The sequence below is a fragment of the Streptomyces sp. E2N166 genome, assembly GCF_003671715.1.
GTDB classification, from domain to species: Bacteria; Actinomycetota; Actinomycetes; order Streptomycetales; family Streptomycetaceae; genus Streptomyces; species Streptomyces thinghirensis.
On the sequence record NZ_RAIF01000018.1, the window covers coordinates 416,861 to 435,156 of the forward strand.

8 protein-coding genes and 1 pseudogene are annotated in these 18,296 nt (G+C 74.4%); 4 read left to right on the forward strand and 5 right to left on the reverse strand.

Annotation, left to right across the window (positions count from 1 at the left end; genetic code table 11):
* Positions 1–1,577 (forward strand): annotated as a pseudogene (locus EBH09_RS16215) (hypothetical protein); the annotation flags it as partial.
* Here EBH09_RS16215 and EBH09_RS16220 read toward each other — a convergent pair.
* On the reverse strand, positions 1,568–4,570 hold the full coding sequence (locus EBH09_RS16220; protein WP_121747704.1) for an AAA family ATPase: 3,003 nt from the start codon (positions 4,568–4,570) through the stop codon (positions 1,568–1,570). The pseudogene EBH09_RS16215 and the gene EBH09_RS16220 overlap by 10 nt on opposite strands.
* Before the next feature lie 450 nt (positions 4,571–5,020).
* Between EBH09_RS16220 and EBH09_RS16230 the strand changes: the two genes are divergently transcribed.
* The 3 genes from EBH09_RS16230 to EBH09_RS16240 all read left to right on the forward strand — a co-directional run bounded on the left by EBH09_RS16230 (position 5,021) and on the right by EBH09_RS16240 (position 8,612).
* Positions 5,021–5,623, forward strand: coding sequence for a LuxR C-terminal-related transcriptional regulator (locus EBH09_RS16230; protein WP_121747832.1), 603 nt, complete (start codon positions 5,021–5,023; stop codon positions 5,621–5,623).
* A gap of 161 nt (positions 5,624–5,784) precedes the next feature.
* Positions 5,785–6,516, forward strand: coding sequence for a DUF4255 domain-containing protein (locus EBH09_RS16235; RefSeq protein WP_121747705.1), 732 nt, complete (start codon positions 5,785–5,787; stop codon positions 6,514–6,516).
* Positions 6,517–6,629: 113 nt separating this feature from the next.
* Positions 6,630–8,612, forward strand: coding sequence for an ATP-binding protein (locus EBH09_RS16240; protein ID WP_238697344.1), 1,983 nt, complete (start codon positions 6,630–6,632; stop codon positions 8,610–8,612).
* A 19-nt stretch (positions 8,613–8,631) separates the two neighbouring features.
* On the opposite strand, the gene EBH09_RS16245 is transcribed toward EBH09_RS16240, so the two are convergent.
* The 4 genes from EBH09_RS16245 to EBH09_RS16265 all read right to left on the reverse strand — a co-directional run bounded on the left by EBH09_RS16245 (position 8,632) and on the right by EBH09_RS16265 (position 18,259).
* On the reverse strand, positions 8,632–10,083 hold the full coding sequence (locus EBH09_RS16245; RefSeq protein ID WP_121747707.1) for an RICIN domain-containing protein: 1,452 nt from the start codon (positions 10,081–10,083) through the stop codon (positions 8,632–8,634).
* Positions 10,084–10,155: 72 nt separating this feature from the next.
* Complete coding sequence (locus tag EBH09_RS16250) at positions 10,156–11,592, reverse strand: hydrolase (protein ID WP_121747708.1); 1,437 nt, start codon at positions 11,590–11,592, stop codon at positions 10,156–10,158.
* A 107-nt stretch (positions 11,593–11,699) separates the two neighbouring features.
* The gene (locus EBH09_RS38950) at positions 11,700–13,109 is read right to left on the reverse strand and encodes a DUF4157 domain-containing protein (protein ID WP_238697332.1); all 1,410 of its coding nucleotides are present in this window, start codon (positions 13,107–13,109) and stop codon (positions 11,700–11,702) included.
* Positions 13,110–13,300: 191 nt separating this feature from the next.
* On the reverse strand, positions 13,301–18,259 hold the full coding sequence (locus tag EBH09_RS16265) for a hypothetical protein (protein ID WP_153182667.1): 4,959 nt from the start codon (positions 18,257–18,259) through the stop codon (positions 13,301–13,303).
* Positions 18,260–18,296 lie beyond the last annotated feature (37 nt).

An 18,296-nucleotide genomic window follows, 5' to 3' on the forward strand; every position in this document is an offset into this window, starting at 1 on the left:
CGCGGCCCGTGCCCGACCTCGACGCCCGCCTGCCCCTCGGCATGGGCATGATCGAGAACCCGCCGAACTTCGTGCCGCTGCTGACGGAGCTGCGCGCCGCCCTCGCCCGCCGTGACAAGTCCCTGGCGGCGGACCTGCTGCCGCACCGGCAGCTGGACGACCCCAACGACAACGTGCAGCGGCTGCTGCGCGTCCTGGACCGGGACGGCGCCGAGGGGCTCCTGTCGAGCGCCATGGACGGCGGCGTCACCGTGGAGCTGTTCGACGGCCGCAGGACGCCGTACTGGGCGGTGTTCCGGGTCCGCCGGGCGGGTCCCGGCAGGTTCGCCGGGATGGCGACCGACAAGCGGGACATGGAGTACATCACCTCGGCCACCGCCCAGCGGACGGACTCCCAGGAGCAGGGCGGCTCACTCGGCGCGGAGGGGGTCCTCGCCGGGTCCGCCAAACCGGAGGGCGGTGCCGGGGTGCTCAAGAGCACGGGCGGGGTCGCGGGCCTGGGCGCCGCCACGGCCGACTCGCAGCGCAAGGGCTCGGTCTCCCGAGCCCAGGTGGGCATGAAGCTGGTCGCCGACTCCGCCACCGGTCCGGCCAGGATGCGCGTGCCGGTCGACGCCTCGCTGGAGCTGCACTCCGCGAAGGGCCGGATGGCTCTCGCCCAGTTGGGGCGCAGGGAGCTGACACACCGTGTGCCGAAGGACGACCTGACGGCCCTGGCCCGGCTGGAGCCGGTCACCGCTCGGCCGGCCGGCGAACGGCCGCCGGCCGCCGCGGACGCCGACCCGGCACGGCTCGGCGCCTGGCGCGACGGGGGCGTCCGGCTGCCGCTGGAGGCCCAGGTCAACGGCTTTCAGGGGGCTTCGCAGGTACGGCAGTTGGTGGCCGCGGCGGTGAAGGAGGCAGGCGGTGGACACCGTTACCGCGACACGGGGCAGTCCGCCGCGTACACCCTTCAGGAAGCCGTCTCCACCGAGTGGTTGATCTCGGCGCTGCCGCTGCTGACCAATGCGGGGGCCGAGCTGCCGCCGGTGCACGCCGGCGGGCTCCAGGGCCAGGATCTGCGGGCTTCGGTGCACGCGCGGCTGCGCGCCGGCAAGGTGCTCGGCACCGGCGCCGCGATGTCGTTCGAGGCGATCGCGCCCAGCGGCCCGGAGGGCCCCAGGCCCACCCAGGAGGACGGCCAGTACTCGGCGGACCGCGGGCGGGCGGGGCGCGGGCTGTTCGGTGCGGGGCTTCTCAACGCCACCGAGTTCCGGCTCAACCAGGCCCTGGCCAACGCGGACAGCGCGGGCGGGGCGGCCGACATGACGGCGAACGGCTCCGGCTCGCTGCCGGTGCACAAGCCCAAGCAGCGGTCCGTCCTCGTCCAGTTCACGGTGGACGTGAGAGTGGTGGCGCGGGTCGTGGCCCGCGGCACGCACCGGACCGGGACGGCGGTACGGGAACTGACCCTGCCCGCGCCGGTGGTGGTCCGGATGCCCGAGCAGGTCGCCCGGCGGCTGGTCGCCGAGACGGCGGACGACAGCAGGCTGCGGGCTGCGGAGGGGCGGCTCGCACCCGCCGATCCTCAGTCCTGAGCGGTGTGCCGCGTGGTGTCCGGTGCGGTGCGCCGCGTGGTGTCCGGTGCGGTGTTCCGTGCGATGTTCGGTGCGGTGCTTCGTGTGGTGTCCTGGGCGGTGTGCCGCGCGGTGTCCTGAACGGTCCGTGCGGTGGGGTGCTCTTCCCTGGGCCGGCCGGCTCCGCCCAGCGCACCGGGCAGCTCGGTCCTGCGGCGTATCCGCAGTTTCCGGTACGTGCTGGTCAGGTGGGTCTCCACGGTGCGCCTTGCCAGGTGCAGCAGGTCGGCGATCTCGGTGTTCGTACGTCCGTCGGCGGCCAGTTCGGCGATACGGCGCTCGCTGCCGGTCAGCGCCCCGGAACCGGTCCGCGCCGTGACCGCGCCCCGGGCGCCGCTCTCGCGCAGGGCCTCCCCGGCCGTGGCGAGCAGTCGCAGGGCGCCCTTGCGTTCGGCCAGCTCAGCCGCCTCGCGCAGGCAGTCGCGCGCGCGCCCGCGGTCGCCGGTGGCGGCGAGCTGACGGCCCTGGGCGATGAGCGCCTCGACCAGCTCCACGTGGGTGTCGACGGGCGCGTCCCGCAGGGTTCGTACGGCCTCCTCGGCCAGCTCCAGGCCGCGCCGCCCGCCGGTCGCGGTGCCCAGCACGCGCAGGGCGCGGCCCACCGTCCGAGAGGTGTTCCACACCCGGGCCAGCCGCAGTTCCTCCGTCGCCAGGGCCAGTGCCTCCTGACCGCCGCCCAGCGCCAGCCGGCATTCCGCGATCGCCGTCCGCCACGGGGTGACGACCGGGCTGACCACCTCGCGGGCGGTCTGGCGCCGTCCGCACTCCAGGAAGTCGTGGAGCGCGCCCGCCGGGTCGCCGGTGGCGGCGCGCAGCACGCCCCGGGCGTACAGGAAGCGGTTCAGCTCCCAGTTCTCCGGCACCTCGCGCAGGTCGAACCGGTCGGCGAAGCGCTGTGCCTCGTCGGTGCGGCCGGTGTGGACCAGCGCCATCACCGTGTGGGCGTCCCGGTTGGAGGGCCCGGTGCGGGACGGTGCCGGGCTCCCCGCCGCGCCGCCGGCGGCGAGCAGCCGGGCGTGGTCGCCGCGTGCCCCGGCGATGTCCGCGCGGGTGTTGAGAAGCGCGTGCTGCATCGGGTGCAGCAGGGCAGGGTGCTGTCCGGCGAGGCCGCGCTCCACGAGCCGGTCCGCCTCGTCGAGTTCGTCGGCCCACTGGGCGACCGCGGCGGCCGTGCCCAGCAGGAAGGGCTCGGCGAGCGGGTCGGTGGGCTGTGCGAGCAGGGCCCGTACGCGGGTCATGGCCTCCTCGGCAGAGATCAGCGCGGCCGTCGCCGCGTACCGCACGAGCAGGGCCTGTCCGGCGGTGCCCACCAGTTCCGGGGAGTTCTCGCCGGTCTCGCACAGCCACCGGTACACCTCCTGCCGGGTCGCCAGGTCCTCGTCGGACAGCAGCGCGCCGGCGGTCTGCACGGTGCGGGTCAGACCCGGGTGACCGGACAGGCGGCCCTCCGTTCGCCGCAGCACCTCCATGGCGGTGCGGATCTCGCCGCGGCCGGCCAGCGCGGTGCCGAGGGCGACGGCCGTACGCACCCGGTTGCGGGGATCGGCCGGCAGGTGCTGCGCCTCGGCGAGGCGCGCGATGGCCGCCGGGGTGTCGGCCGACGCGTACTCCAGGGAACCCAGTTCGGTCAGCAGCCGCTGGCGGAGGTCGTCCGGCAGCGGCTCGTCCAGCACCCGGCGCAGATAACCGACGGCGTCGTCGGGCCGGGCGTCGTGCACGGCGACCGTGACCGCGTCACGCAGGACGCGCAGCGCCCAGGGCAGGCCGACGGCCGGCGTCCGCAGCAGATGCCGGGCGACCGCCTCGACCCGGCCGCCCCGGCGCAGCATCGCCTCCGCGGCCGCCCGGTGCGCCGCCTCCCGGCGGGGCCTGGGCCAGCCGGTGAGCACGGCGTCGCGCAGCAGCGGGTGCGCGTAGCGGGGGCGGCCGGCGGCGTCCGGTCGCAGCAGTCCCAGCCGGGTCATCGCGGCGAGCCACCCGGCGACCCGGGCGGGATCGGCACCGGCCGCCTCGGCGAGCAGATCGTCGGGGGATGTGAGGGCACGCCCGGCCGCCCCGCGTCCGTCCGGCGGGTCCGCCGGGCCGGGTGCCGGGTCGCCGTCCGTGCCCGTTGGCCACGCCTGTTCCAGTGCCGCGAGGCAGCGGGCCACGTCGGCCGTCGCGGGGCCGGCGCTGTTCAGCCACCAGGAGACGGCCGCCGGGTAGGTCCCGGGGTACAAGGCGGCGCAGGTGTCGGGCAGGGGCGGGGCGCCGTCGGGTGCGGCGCCGTCCTGCCGCGGGATGCCGCCGAGGTCGTCGAGCAGGGCGTGCAGGAGCAGCGGGCTGCCGGCGCCGGCCCGTACGCACTCCCGCGTCCAGCGCGGTCCGGCCGCGGGAAAGACGGCGCGGACCAGTCCGGCCGCCGCCGCGTCGCTGAGCGGGGCGAGGGTGTGGGTGCGCACGAGGGAGGGTGACAGGGCCTGCGTGAGTCCGGCGGGCCGCGGTTCGATGTCGTACTGGCTGCGCTCGGTGGCCACCAGCAGTACCGGTAATCGGTCGACGCGCCGGGCCGCCTCGACCAGCCAGCGCCGCGAGGCGTCGTCGGCCAGGTGGACGTCGTCCACGGCGACCAGCAGCGGGCCCTCGTCCGCGTACGAGCGCAGCAGCCGCCACAACCGGGCCGCGCTGCCGCGGTCGTCGCCGCCCGGCGCCAGGTCCGTGAACTCCGGTACCGGGCCGAGGAGCTGGAGGACCGTGGCGAAGGGGACGCCGGTGTCCTCGGGTGAGCAGCGGGCCCGCAGCACCCGCAGGCCGAGGTCCGCGGCCTGCCGGGCGGCGGCCTCGAGTACGGCGGTGCGGCCGGTGCCGGTGGCACCGCGCAGCAGGACGAGGCCGCCGGTGCCGGCCCGGGTGCGCTCGGTCTCGGCCGTGAGCAGCGCCAGGGCGTCGTCGCGTTCGCGGAGCGGTCCGGTCATCGGTGCCTCCTGTGGTGGATGGTGCTCCCCCGGCATGTGAGACGTGGGAATGCGGACGCGGGTGGTGTGAGGTGGCCCACCAACAGGAACGGCCTCCCATGGCCCGGACGGTGCCTGTGCCTGTGTCTGTGGTGAGGCTCACGGTGGTGCGCGTCCGCCGCCACGGACCCGCGCGCCTTTGCGCGAGACCCTCCTGACCTGCTGGAACGTCCGCCCGGCGGCCCGTCCGAGAGGATCTCCGCGCTGGTCTCGTGGTGTGCCTCGTGGTGCTCCACGATTGCGCAGCCCCAGCCGTCACAGAAGTGTGGAACACGCTCATCCGCTACCGGCCTGCGCCGAACGGCGGGCTCGTGAACAGGGGGGAAACGGTTGTTCAACTCACCCCGGACCACCACCACATCCAGCCTCGGCGCCGACGGATCCGCCGGCGTCGCCGACCGGCGCGTCCCGGTGGCGGTGTCCGCTCCGGACCCGATCAGCCGCGAGGGCGCGGTCAGCCAGTTGCGCCGCCACCCGGAGATCGATCTGCGCGAGGAGTCCGGCCCCGGCACGGTGGCCCTGCTCATCGAGGACGCGCTCGACGAGGCGGCGCTCACCCGGCTGCGCCGGATCGTGCGCAGCGAGGGCGCGCGCGCCGTGCTCGTGGTCGGCGCGATCCGGGAGAGCGAACTGCTGGACGTGGTCGAGTGCGGCGTCGGTGCCATCGTCTGGCGGCACGAGGCCACCGCCCACCGCCTGGTGCAGGCGGTGCTGGCCGCGTCCCGCGGCGACGGCGACCTGCCCGCCGACCTGCTCGGCCGGCTCATCAGCCAGGTGGGCACCCTGCACCGGGGCGCGGCGGGCCGCCCCGGCGCCCCCTCGCTGGGTCTCGCACCCCGCGAGGTGGACGTCCTGCGACTGGTCGCCGAGGGCCTCGACACCGGAGAGATCGCCGGCAAGCTGTCCTACTCCGAACGGACCGTCAAGAACGTCATGCACGGACTTACCACGCGCCTCCATCTGCGCAACCGGGCGCACGCCGTGGCCTATGCCCTGCGGGAAGGCTACATCTGACCGAACGGGCAATCGAAGGCGACCCCTCGGGGCCGCACGGGCACACCGGCCTGCCCGGCCGCCGTCCCCGGCGCGCCTGCGGGCGGGGCGGCGCCCGGGGCACGATCGGTGACGGACAGTGGCGGACGGCTGCGGCGAGACGGCAGGGCGGGAGCGCAAGAGTGATCCACGAGGTGGACGAGGTCCTCAAGAGCCTCCTCGGCGGCGGCGCGCTGACGGGCTCGGGCATCGACGTGTCCTTCGAGGCACCCACCCGTGACTGGGCGGCCCGGCGCAACGCCCCCGTGGTCAACGCCTACATGTACGACATCCGCGAGGACGTGGCCCGGCGTCAGAGCGGACACATGTCGGTCCGCGACGAACGGGACATCGAGGTGCGACGCCGCCGGCCGCCGCGCTGGTTCCGGCTGTCGTACCTGGTGACGGCCTGGACGAAGACCCCGCAGGACGAACACCGGCTGCTGTCCGCCGTACTGGCGACCCTGCTGCCGCGCGAGGTCCTGTCGCCCTCCGAACTCCCCGCCTCGCTGCGGGCACTGGGGCTGTCGATGCCGCTGACGGTGGCCGGCACCCAGACGGAGTCCCGTTCCCTCGCCGAGATCTGGTCCGCCCTCGGCGGCGAGCTGAAACCCTCCCTGGACCTGGTGGTGACCGCACCCTTCCCCGCCTTCCCGGAGTACGACGCCGGGCCCCCGGTCACCGAGGGCGCGCTGGTCCGGGTGCGCGAACTGCCCGGCGCACCGGCGCAGTCCAGCGAACGCGCCCACCGTCCCCACCAGGTGGCCGCCGCCCGCGCCGCCCGCAAGAACGCGGCCTCACGCAAGGACACGACCCTTCGCAAGGACGCGACCTCACGCGAGGACGCGGTGAACCGCCGCACGGACCAGCGGTGAGCGCCCCCACCGAGGACGCGACGGCAGCCGCCCCGGGCACCCCGGCTCACGACCCGTCCGAGTCGTGCGACCCGTCCGAGTCGTACGACCCGCACGACGGTCCCGCGCACGCCCTGCTCGCCCACCTCGCCGGCCTGCGGGAACGGGTGACCGCGCTGGTCGAGCACCGCGCCTCCGGCGACCCCACGGCCGAGGACCCGCTGCGCGGCCTGTACCTGTCCGACGACGCCGTACGCCACCTGCTGCGCACCTGGCCGTCCGCCGAAGCCCCCGAAGGCGCCGACGCCGCCCCGCCACACGCGTCCGCCGACGACCCGGCCGGTCCCGGCGACCGGCTGGCGCTGCTGGCCGGGCGGGCGGGGCTGACCGAGCTGGACACCGCCGTCCTGCTCATCGCGCTCGCCCCCGACGTCGACCGCACCTTCGAGCCGCTCTACGGCTACCTCAACGACGACGTGAGCCGCCGCCGCGCCACCGTGGGCCTCGCCCTCGACCTGTGCGGGGTGCCCGCCCACCTGGCGGCGGCCCGGGGCCGCTTCCACGCCTCGGCACCGCTGCGCGCGCTCGGACTGCTGGAGGTCGAGGAGCCCGAGCGGCCCTTCCTCACCCGCTCGTTGCGGGTCCCGGACCGGCTGGCCGGCCATCTGCTGGGCGACGACACCCCGGACGCCGCGCTCCTCGGCCGGCTGCACCCGATGCCGGACCCGTTGCCCGCGGGGGCCGACGCCGAGGACTTCACGCGCCGGCTGGCCGCACGTCTGCACGACGGCCCGCTCACCGTCTACCTGCGCGAACAGCGCGAGGGTGACGGCCTGGCCGCCCTGGCCTCCGTACTGCGCGCCGCGGGCCTCGACGCGCTGTGCTGCTCGGGACCGGGGGACGACCTCTCCTTCCTTCCCGACCTGCTGCGCGAGGCACGGCTCGGCGGCCGGGCCGTCGTGGTGTCCGGCCTGCCCGGCCAACCGGGGCCGCTGGTCAGGGCGCTGACCGCGGCGACGGACGTGACCGTACTGCTGACGGACCCCCGCCCGTACGACCCGCACTGGGCACCCCACGACCCGGTGGTCCTGGACGCGCCGGGCCGCCGGGCCGGCGGAGCGGCCGCCTGGCGGGCCGCGCTGGGGCCGGACGCCGACGGCTTCGACCTGGCCACCGCCGTCGCCCCCTACCGCCTGGGCGGCGACCGGATCCAGCGGGCCGCGCACGCCGCCCGCGCCCTCGCCGCCTTCGACGGCGGCCCGGTCACCGCCGGCCACGTCCGGCTCGCGGCCCGCCGGCAGTCGGCCTCCGGCCTGGAGAGCCATGCCCGGCGGATCCGTCCCGCCGTGGACTGGCGGGACCTGGTCCTGCCCGAAGCGCCCCTCACCCAGCTGCGCGAACTCGCCCTGCGCGCCCGCCACCGGGACCGCGTCCTCGGCGACTGGCGGCTCAGCGCGGGCGGTGGACGCGGCCGGGGCGTCCTCGGCCTGTTCGCGGGCGAGTCCGGCACCGGCAAGACCCTGTCGGCGGAGGTGGTGGCGGCCGACCTGGGCCTCGACCTCTACGTGGTCCAGCTGTCGTCGATCGTGGACAAGTACGTCGGCGAGACCGAGAAGAACCTCGAACGGATCTTCACGGAGGCCGACCGCACCGACGCCGTGCTCCTCTTCGACGAGGCCGACGCCGTCTTCGGCAAGCGCTCCGAGGTCAAGGACTCGCACGACCGGTACGCCAACATGGAGAGCGCCTACCTGCTCCAGCGTCTGGAGTCCTTCGACGGCATCGCCCTGCTCACCACCAACCTGCGCGCCAACATCGACGAGGCGTTCACCCGGCGTCTGGACCTGGTGGTCGACTTCCCGTTCCCCGACACCGGTCAGCGGCTCGCGCTGTGGCGGCACGGCCTGTCGCACGTCCCGTCCGCCGACGACATCGACCCGGCCCCGCTGGCCCGGGACTTCGAGCTGGCCGGCGGGTCTATCCGCAGCGCGGTGGTCACCGCCGCGTACCTCGCCGCCGGACGCGGGGACCACGTGACGGCGGGCGACCTCCTGGAGGGCGCCCGCCGCGAGTACCGCAAGGCCGGGCGGCTGGTGCCCGGCGAAGGCGGCTGGTGACCGTCGGTCCCCCTCGACGTCAGTCCTTCTTCACCGGGGCGATCTTCCACTCCTGGTCGCCGCTGCTCGTGCAGGTGGAGATCCTCAGCCGGGCGAAGAGGGGACCGTTGGCGTCGTCCACGTCCAAGCACGTGTTGTTGCTGGCGAAGTTCCGGATCCAGTAGTCACCGCTCGGCTGCTTGTCGATCCACCAGAGCTGGTTGTCCGCGGTCGTGCCGTCGCAGTGGAACTCGGCGACGGGCGTTCCGACGGGCCGGGACCCGTACTCGCCCAGGTCCATGCAGAGCTGGTCCTTGATGTTCCGGATCTGGAAGAGAGCCACGCCGGCGGGGCCCTTCTCGGCCTGCACCTCGAGGTCCCAGACCTGGTTGTCCCCGTCGGTGCCGTCACAGACGGCCTGCTGGACGGGGCCGTTGATCTTCCCCTCCTCACGTCCGGGAAGTTCGGCGCACATGTCGCTGGCGGTGTTGCGCAGCAGGACGTTCTCGGCGGGCACCACGGGCTTCTTCTTCGCGGGCTTCTTGGGCTCCCCGCCTCCGCCTCCGCCACCGCCGGCGCCGTCGCCCTTGCCTCCGCCGCCGTCACCCTTCGGTTCCTCGGAGGCCGGCTGCTCAGGCGCCTTCGGCACCTCGGGCACCGACTCGACCGCGCTCGGCAGGGCCTCCGGACTCGCGCTCGGACTGGGCGCCAGCGCACTGCCCGCCTGCTCGATCTGATCCGTGGCACTGGTGCGGACCTGCGGCTTGTACGCAATCCAGATCATCACGAACGCGATCGTCAACGCCAGCGCGATACCGAAGAACGCCGCCAGCCAGCCCGGCAGGAACCCACGCTGGACATACGTCCCCTCGACCTCGTCCGGCTCGACCCCCGACCGGCGCACCGCCAGCGAGTACGGCCGCTCCTCCTTCGACCCGAACCAGATGATCTGCCGCGGCTTCAGCGTCGTCTCCACGAACGCCGCCCGGCCCGGCTCGATCTGCACATTCCCCGGACGGATCTCGTACGACAGATGATCCCCGGTATCACTCCCCGAAACCGACGCCGTCACCTTCGTATTGCCCAGGTTGTCCACCGCCAGCCGCGGCCGCCCCCGGAACCGCCCCTTCACCGTCGGCGGCACCAACTCCGCCCGCACCTCGGTGAACGGCGTGATCGTCAGATTCCCCTCCGGAACCGTCACCGCGTCCGGATGCTCCGTCGGCGTGATCCGCACCGCAAACGGATTCGGCCCCGCCACCGCATCCGACGTACGCGGCGGCGCAAACGTCAGCTCCACCGTCCCCGTCGTCCCCGGATACAAACGCAGCGTCGGCGGCTCCACCGTCGTCCACGGCGCCACATCCCCCACAGGGTCGAACCGGTACTCGTCAACGACATCACCGGTATTACGCACCCGCAGCCGCACACGCGTGCTACTGCCGGGATCAACGGTGGCGGACGCGGGCTCCAGCGAAGTCCAAAGGCTCACGCGCCGACGCTACGCGCGTACCGGTGTCGCGTCACGAGCCGCCGGGGCAGACCCGGTTGCCCCTACGGGCGCTCACACGGTGAGACGGACGGCCTCCAACCGAAGCTTCTTGCCCATCTCACTGCCGAAGTACCGCCAGTCCGCGGGCTCGGTGCAGCCCTGGTTCAGCCAGCCCCTGTTCTGCACATGGGTGTTCGCGCAGACGGCGCCCTCTGTGGTCTTGATCGTGAAGCCCTCAAGGGCCGAGAGCGCCTCCTTGGTGCTCCCGAGATACATGTCCTTGCCGTCGGCGGCACTCGCCCACTTGTCGCCGGTCGCCCAGCCCTCGACGACGTGCGCTCCGTTACCGCTGGTGCCCCGGGTCCCGGACACGGCGATGTTGAGGGCCTTGACGGGCAGGTCCTTGCCGACCGTGCCGGCCTCGGCGCCGTCGCACACCGGGTCCTGCCACCCTCGGTCCGCCACATAGGCGCGGTAGCAGATGTGCCGGCCCTCACTGCGCGCGGCGATCTCCTTCACCGCCGTGGCGGCGGTCCGGGGCTTCGGCGGCTCGGCCTTCTTCGACTCCCCGCCTCCGCCTCCGCCACCGCCGGCGCCGTCGCCCTTGCCTCCGCCGCCGTCACCCTTCGGTTCCTCGGAGGCCGGCTGCTCAGGCGCCTTCGGCACCTCGGGCACCGACTCGACCGCGCTCGGCAGGGCCTCCGGACTCGCGCTCGGACTGGGCGCCAGCGCACTGCCCGCCTGCTCGATCTGATCCGTGGCACTGGTGCGGACCTGCGGCTTGTACGCAATCCAGATCATCACGAACGCGATCGTCAACGCCAGCGCGATACCGAAGAACGCCGCCAGCCAGCCCGGCAGGAACCCACGCTGGACATACGTCCCCTCGACCTCGTCCGGCTCGACCCCCGACCGGCGCACCGCCAGCGAGTACGGCCGCTCCTCCTTCGACCCGAACCAGATGATCTGCCGCGGCTTCAGCGTCGTCTCCACGAACGCCGCCCGGCCCGGCTCGATCTGCACATTCCCCGGACGGATCTCGTACGACAGATGATCCCCGGTATCACTCCCCGAAACCGACGCCGTCACCTTCGTATTGCCCAGGTTGTCCACCGCCAGCCGCGGCCGCCCCCGGAACCGCCCCTTCACCGTCGGCGGCACCAACTCCGCCCGCACCTCGGTGAACGGCGTGATCGTCAGATTCCCCTCCGGAACCGTCACCGCGTCCGGATGCTCCGTCGGCGTGATCCGCACCGCAAACGGATTCGGCCCCGCCACCGCATCCGACGTACGCGGCGGCGCAAACGTCAGCTCCACCGTCCCCGTCGTCCCCGGATACAAACGCAGCGTCGGCGGCTCCACCGTCGTCCACGGCGCCACATCCCCCACAGGGTCGAACCGGTACTCGTCAACGACATCACCGGTATTACGCACCCGCAGCCGCACACGCGTGCTACTGCCGGGATCAACGGTGGCGGACGCGGGCTCCAGCGAAGTCCAAAGGCTCACACACCGACGCTACGGGCGCCGGCGACGCCACGTCCCGATCCGCCGGGGCAGGCCGGGGGGCCGCGAGGGCCGGGCCGTCTGCCCTCACGTCCCCGCGCGGCCCGTTCTTACCTCGGGTGCCACTTGCTGACCGGCAGGCCGTTCGGCACCTTGAGTTCGAAGGCTCCGCCGATCGCGGCGTCCAGTGCCGCGGCCGGTTCGTTACCCGCTCCGAAAGCCGAGGCCGCCAGCAGCTCCTTCAGCTTCGTGCCGGATCCCCGGAACGCATGGGCTCCCTTGAGCGCCTCTCGCGCTCCGTCCGCGTCCATGTCCTTGTTCATTCGCTCCAGCAGGTCCGCGGAGACCCAGCAGTCCGAAATGCTGTCCAGGTCCCACTCCGCGTACCAGTGCTTGTTGTTGAGCCAGTTGCGGTCGGGCACCTTGCCGTCGACGGCCACCAGGTAGAACGAGAACTTGATGTTGCCCAGCGAGCGCCAGTCCGCGACGTTCGTGTTCGCGCTCGCCCCGCCGGCCTTCGCGTTGTCGTATGTCGACATGATGTCCCGGAAGGTCGGCGGGGACTTCGGGTCATCACCCGTGTAATGGCGGATCGTCCACCGCTTGGCCAGCAGGCCCTGGGACGCGGTCTTGCGGACAGGGGGAATCCGGTGCTTCTCGACGTCCTTGATGTGGGAAAGCATGTCGAAGTCGACCTGTCCCTCACCTGCGGGGAACTGCTGCTTTCCCATGTACTGCATCAGCTCCCAGGCATCGTCCTTGGAGTGCCCCGACGCCTCCAGGGCGGCGATCATCTCCGCCGGGTTCCGGGCAGTGCGCAGCGCGTCGTCCCCGGCCCGCTGCACGGTGCCGCCTCCCCCGGTCCCCGTGCTCCGCTGGACGGCCTGGTCCGTGTCGCCCGCCTGCTCCCCGACGCTTCGCTGGGCGACCACGGACGGTGCGGTGCCGGCCCCGGACATGAAGGCGTCGCTGTCGGTGTCCGCCGCCCGCTCGGAGCCCTGCCCGGGGTCCGTGACGGTGAGGCCGGCACCGTGGTTGTTGCCCGTCTCGGGGATGCCGCGGATGTTCTTGTCGAGGTGGCTGGCCTCGTGGGCGAGGGTCTTCGTGTTACCGACGGCCTTCGGACCGAGGAAGATGTGCTTGCCGACCGTCATGGCCTCGGCGCCCAGGGCCGCGGTGGCGCGCTGGGCTATCGGGTTGTCGTGCACGCGCCCCTCGGAGAGCCGGTCGTTCTGGAAGAACGGCTTCGCCTTCGCGAGGAACGCACCGGGGAGCGACGTGCTCGGCGTGTTCCTGGCGGCGTCGAGGAGGCTGCGCTGAGCCGTCGGGCCGGTGTCCTCCACAGCTCCGTGCCCGCAGCCGGGCCCGTGCTCGTGCGGGGCTTCCCGGCGCTGCACGGCCGGCCCCGCGTGCCCGCACCCCGGGCCGTGCTGATGCCGCTCCGTCTCGACGGACCGGGCCACGGCCGCGTTCCCGGCCAGGCGCTGGAGGTCCAGCATCCGCTGGACGGGCGCGCTCACCGCGGCCACCTGGCGGTGCGTCGCGTCCCGCTCGTCGGACGATCGGCTCCGCGTTCCGTGCGCGCGCACGACGCTCCCTTCGACACCGGACGGTTGACCACCCAGCTTTACCGGAGCACCCCCGCCTCCGGCAGGTCCGTGAGGGCAGCCTCGGGGGCAGCCCTGGCGGGCGGGCACCCCTACGGGCACCTCTAGGGGGTGTCCGCGGCGAACCGCCGCGCCTCGGACGCCGGCATCCGGATCACCACCGGGACCGGCAGCACGCCGTCCCGGACACCGACGGCCTCCGCGCCCCGAACCCCCTGCGTGTGCCGGCGCCGCACCCGCGCCACGGCCCGGAACTCCAGGGTGAACTGCACGAGCGCCGAGGTCTCCTTGGGCTTCTGGAGCGGGACCGTGCCCGCCGCGTTGCCCACCGTCCCGGCGGCGCCGCCCTCGCTGCCGACGCCGCCGGGCGCGTTGGTCAGGCCGGACTGCTCGACCCGCACCGGCCCGCCGCCGCCCGAGAGGCCCGCCGAACGACCGTGCCGTGCCGCCTGCCGGTGCTCCACGCTCGCGGGACGGGAGCCCTCCGGGCCACTCTGGGCCACCGTCTCGAAGGTCATCGCCTCGCTCTCGCCCAGCGGCCGGGCGTCGAGCAGCCGCGCGTGCAGCTCGCAGTCGACGTCGCGGCCCTCGGCGCCGGAGACGTGCACCGGTGGCAGCTCGGCACCGGCGGACACCAGGAGCGGCAGGGCGGCCAGCAGCCACTCGGTGGAGACCGCCTCGCCGTGCGCGTAGTGCGCGGCGCTCCCCTTGCCGAGGCCGGTGCCCGCGTCGGCGCTCGCCATCGCCCGGCCGATCAGCGCCCGCACCTGCGGCGCACCCCGGAACCCGTCGGCCTGCGCCTCCATCGGCAGCCTCGCCCCCGCCGCCCGCCACAACCCCAGCGCGGCCGGGTGGGCGCCGCTCGCGCCCGGCGCGATCCTTGGCCGCCGTCCCGGGAGGCGCTCCTCGGGTACCGGGGTCACGTCGGCCAGGGCCGCCAGGTCCTTCTCCAGGGCGCGGTGCACCAGGGCGCCGCCGAGATCGACGCGGGCCACCTGCCCGTCGGCGGACCGCAGTTCCAGCTCGGCCGTGACCGGGACGCGCACCTTCACCGAGGGCGCCTCGCCCACGATGGCCCGCAGCCCGGTCTGTCCCCGCTCGGCGACGGCCCGGCTGGTGGCCGCCGACCGGCCGGCCGCCGGCCCGAGCACGCCGGCGCTCCGGTCGGCGGCCGCCTCCCCGGACGCCTCGGAGCCGGTGAGCACGAGGCCCACGCCGTCGGAGCCGCTCTCCTGGTGGGTCCTCGTGCGCTGCGCGGCCGCCACGGTCGCGTACTCCATCTCGCGGTCGCCGCCCGACGGCCCGACGATCTCACCGGCACCGGTCCGCCGGATGTGGAACACGGCCAGGTACGGCTTGGCACGGCGGCCGGGCCGACTGCTGTTGCGCAGCAGTTCCACGGGCACGCCGCCGTCCATGGCCCCGGCGAGCAGGCCGGTGGCGCCGGCCCGGTCCAGGACGCGCAGCAGCCGCTGCACGTTGTCGAAGCGGTCGTCGAGCCGGTGCGAGGGCAGCAGGTCCTCCGCCAGGGTCCGGTCCTTCACGGCCGAGCGCAGCCGCTTCAGAAGGGGTACGAAGTCGGGCAGTTCGTCGATCAGGCCGAAGCCGATGGGCATGCCCTTGGCGTGCGGGGGCAGGGGCGTGGGGGCCGCCGGGGTGTCGGTGTCCCTCTCCCGCTGCCGTCCCCTGCCTCCCCCCTCTCCCGCGCCGGTCTCCTTGGCCCTGCCCTTGCCCTTGCCCGTGTCCTCGCCCTTGTTCGTGCCCTTGTCCTCGCCGGTGCCCGTGCCGTCGTCCTTGGCACGGCTGTGCTCCGCCGCCGGGCCGGGCGTGCCGAACAGGCTGGTCGGGCCCATCTGCGCGAGCGTTTTCTCCTGCTCCTTCGCCCGTTCCTCGGGGTCGCGCAGACCCGCCGCCGCCAGTTGGGCCCCGGTGAGCCACAGGCCGACGCTGCCGGGGACCGTCCGCTGCCTGGCCGCCGTGTAGGGGCCCCGGCCGTTGACGGCGACCTCGGCGACCATGCTGACGGCCAGGTCGCACTGGACGAGGTAGAGCGGGCGGCTGCGCGGGGCGACGGCGTTGCGTTCCACCGTGCCGCTCAGCGTCGCGCTGTCGGCGTCGGTCGTGGCCCTGGTGTTGCGGTAGGCCGGGGTCTCCCACATCGACCAGCCCTGGCCCGTCTCCATCGCCCGGGCGTTGCCCGAGTACGTCCTGCTCGTGGTCCGCGCCCGCTGTCCGGAGCCCTGGTGGCCGCCGAGCGCCATGTTCTCCATGCCCGCGCCGGTACTCCGGTGCCGTACCCGGGGGTTGGTGAGGGCGAAGCGGGTACCGACCGCGCCGTCCAGAGCGGCGAGCCGCCTGGGATGGCGCAGGCCCGCCACCACCCAGCCCGAGCTGACGCCCTGCCGCAGTGCCGCCGTGACGGCCTGCGGGCCGAACCGGTCCTCGACCGCCAGGCGCGGTGCCAGGCCCTCCGCCTCGAAGGCGGTGTCGCCGGGCTTGTCGGCACGGCCCCCGCGCGCGGCCTGGGCGAGCAGCATGAAGGCCAGGTCCCGGATCTCCCTGGCGTCCCCGACGGTCTCCACGAAGTCCCAGTCCCGCAGGCCGCGGCCCGCGGGCCGAGTGGTCAGGTCGGTGATGCCGGTGGCGTCGAGCTTGCCGATCCGGCCCTGCCGCGCCGCGGCCCGGCGCCGGTTCAGCCCCTCGTACGCCTCGTCGTCCAGAGTGGTCGCGGTCGGCGCGCTCAGCCGCACGTCCTGGCCCTGCTCGCCCAGCTCTCGCAGGGGATTGGCCTCGGCGGTGCGGTCGTCCGAACTGGCGATCACCTCGGCCGCCGGAGTGTGCCGTCCGGGGCGGCCGGGGGTGAGGGCCCGCTTCGCGGTGCGCTCCCGGCTGGTCATGGTGACGTTCACGCCGAGCCACAGCCGGGTGGCGAACGTACTGGTCGACACGTCACCGCTGTTCAGCGAGTCGGTACGGGTCACCGGGCCGCCCTGGGCGCTGCGGCTGCTCTCCACCGCCGCCTCGGCGGCCACCTGCGCGGACAGCGCGCCGGGGACCAAGGTTCCCTGGACAGCGCCCTGGACGCCCGCCTTCCGGGCGGACACGCCGCCCGTCTGGCCGCTCGACCCCACGCCGGCGCTGCTGCGCACCAGCCAGTCGGGGGTGTCGCCGAGGTAGGTGACCGGGCCGATCCGGCCCCGGACGCGGACCTGTACGTCGTCCGACCTCAGCCCGGACTTGCGGCGCAGCCGCACGGGCACCCCGGTGGACAGCAACTGGTCCTTGTTGGCGCGCAGGTTGGTCTCGGACAGGACGGTCAGCAGTTCCCGGTAGTTGCGCCGCTGCGCCTCGGCGTCCGTGCGGTTCCCGGCACCGCCCGCCGCGGCCCTGCCGGTGGCGGCCTCGCCGAACGGCGGCAGGTAGCCGGCCAGCCGGGGGTCGGACGCGAACAGCCGCTCCAGCGTCTCGATCAGGGGGCGGGTGTCGAGGTGGGTGAGCGCGGCGCTGGAGCCCATCGCGTCGAACGGCAGATGGCGTTCGGTCTTGCGCGGGCCGCCGTCGGCGTTCAGTTCGGGGGTGCCGTCGGCCTTCGTACGGTCCGCCTTGGTGAACAGCTCGCCGGCTTCCGTGCCGGCGGGCAGCGGCAGCCCCAGGTGCCGGGCCTCCTCGGCCCGCATGCTGATCCAGGCGTCGACGGTGTGCCGGGCCGTGCGGCCGGCGGGGGCGAGGGTGTGTCCCGGCGCGGCGGGCCCGGTGCCCTCGACGGTCAGCAGGATCCGGCCGAGGTACAGCGCCTTGGTGCCGCGCACCTCGGCGCCCTGCCGGGTGGCCGCCGCCTGGTCGGCCGAGGAGAAGCGCATCCGCCGGAAGCTGACGCCGGGCATCGTCTTGAGACGTACGGACGGCCCCGCGCCCGGAGCGCCGAAACCGACGGCGGGGCCGGCCCCCGCCATGCCGCTCATGCCCTTGCCCATGGAGGCGCCCATGCCGTGCTGCGTCTGCTGATGGGTGCGCAGCTGGGTCTGGCCGGCCTTCCAGGCGGGGGTCAGGGAGACGATGTCGGCACGCATCCGGTAGGCGCTCTCGGCTCCGGCGGCGCCGGCCGACAGGTCCTCGCTCGCGACCCAGCCGGTCAGCAGGCGCGGCAGGTCCTGGAGGATCGTCGCGGCGCTGGTCGCCTCGTAGAGCCGGGTGCGGTCGGCGGAGTCCGGGGGCGCCGCCTGCGGGTGCAGGGTGGCGTTCACCTGGTCGAACAGGCCCCCGCCGCCGGCGTGCGGGGCGCCCCGGTCCTCCACACCGACGACCGCCGTCGAGGTGGCCTGCCGTACGCCCTTGCGCTGCTCCTCGGAGAGGGCGGGGCCGGGGGCGGGCCGTTCGGTGCCGAGGGGCACGAGGTGTTCCTGCGGCACGCGCATGGTGAGCGTGCCGTCGCACTCCACGACCCGCGCGGTGCCGTAGGGGCCCTGCGGTCTGATCCGCACGGTGAAGCGCACGTGCCGCAGCGCCCGGACCGTGCCGCCGGAGCTGCGCAGGGTGCGCGGCTCGGCCACCGTCCTGGTGTTGTGCGCGTCGTGGTCGCTGCGCAGCCCGAGGCCGCCCGCGAGCTGCGCGCCGCCCCAGACGCCGGGCACGGGCGTCGGGACCAGGACCGTACCGGAGCCGCTGAGGCCGGTCTGCTTCGAGCGGGCGGTGTCGGTCACCACGGTGGCGGACGAGGAGTGCTGTTGGTCCACCTTCGTGTCGTCGTCCCGGGCCGCCCGGTCGGCCGGCGCCCGTTCCGCCGGCAGGACGGGCGAGGCGGCGCCGGGGTTCTCGAACAGGGCGGGCTCCGGTGCGGCGTGTGCCGGGTCCGGCCGGACGGAGACCGTGACGTCGTACGCGCCTTTGCTCCCCCGCACGGTGAAGACCCGGCCGCGGCCGTAGAAGGTCTCCGGCCGCCCCGCCAGCTCCCGCTCCACCGCGGCCACGTCGCGGTCCGCCCCGCCCGGGATCGAGGCGATCGCCCGGCCCACCGCCTCGTGGCCGGTCAGCCCCGACGCGGTGGAGAGTCCCGCCGACGTCATGTCCGTCAGATACGGGGGCAGTACCAGCGGCGGATGC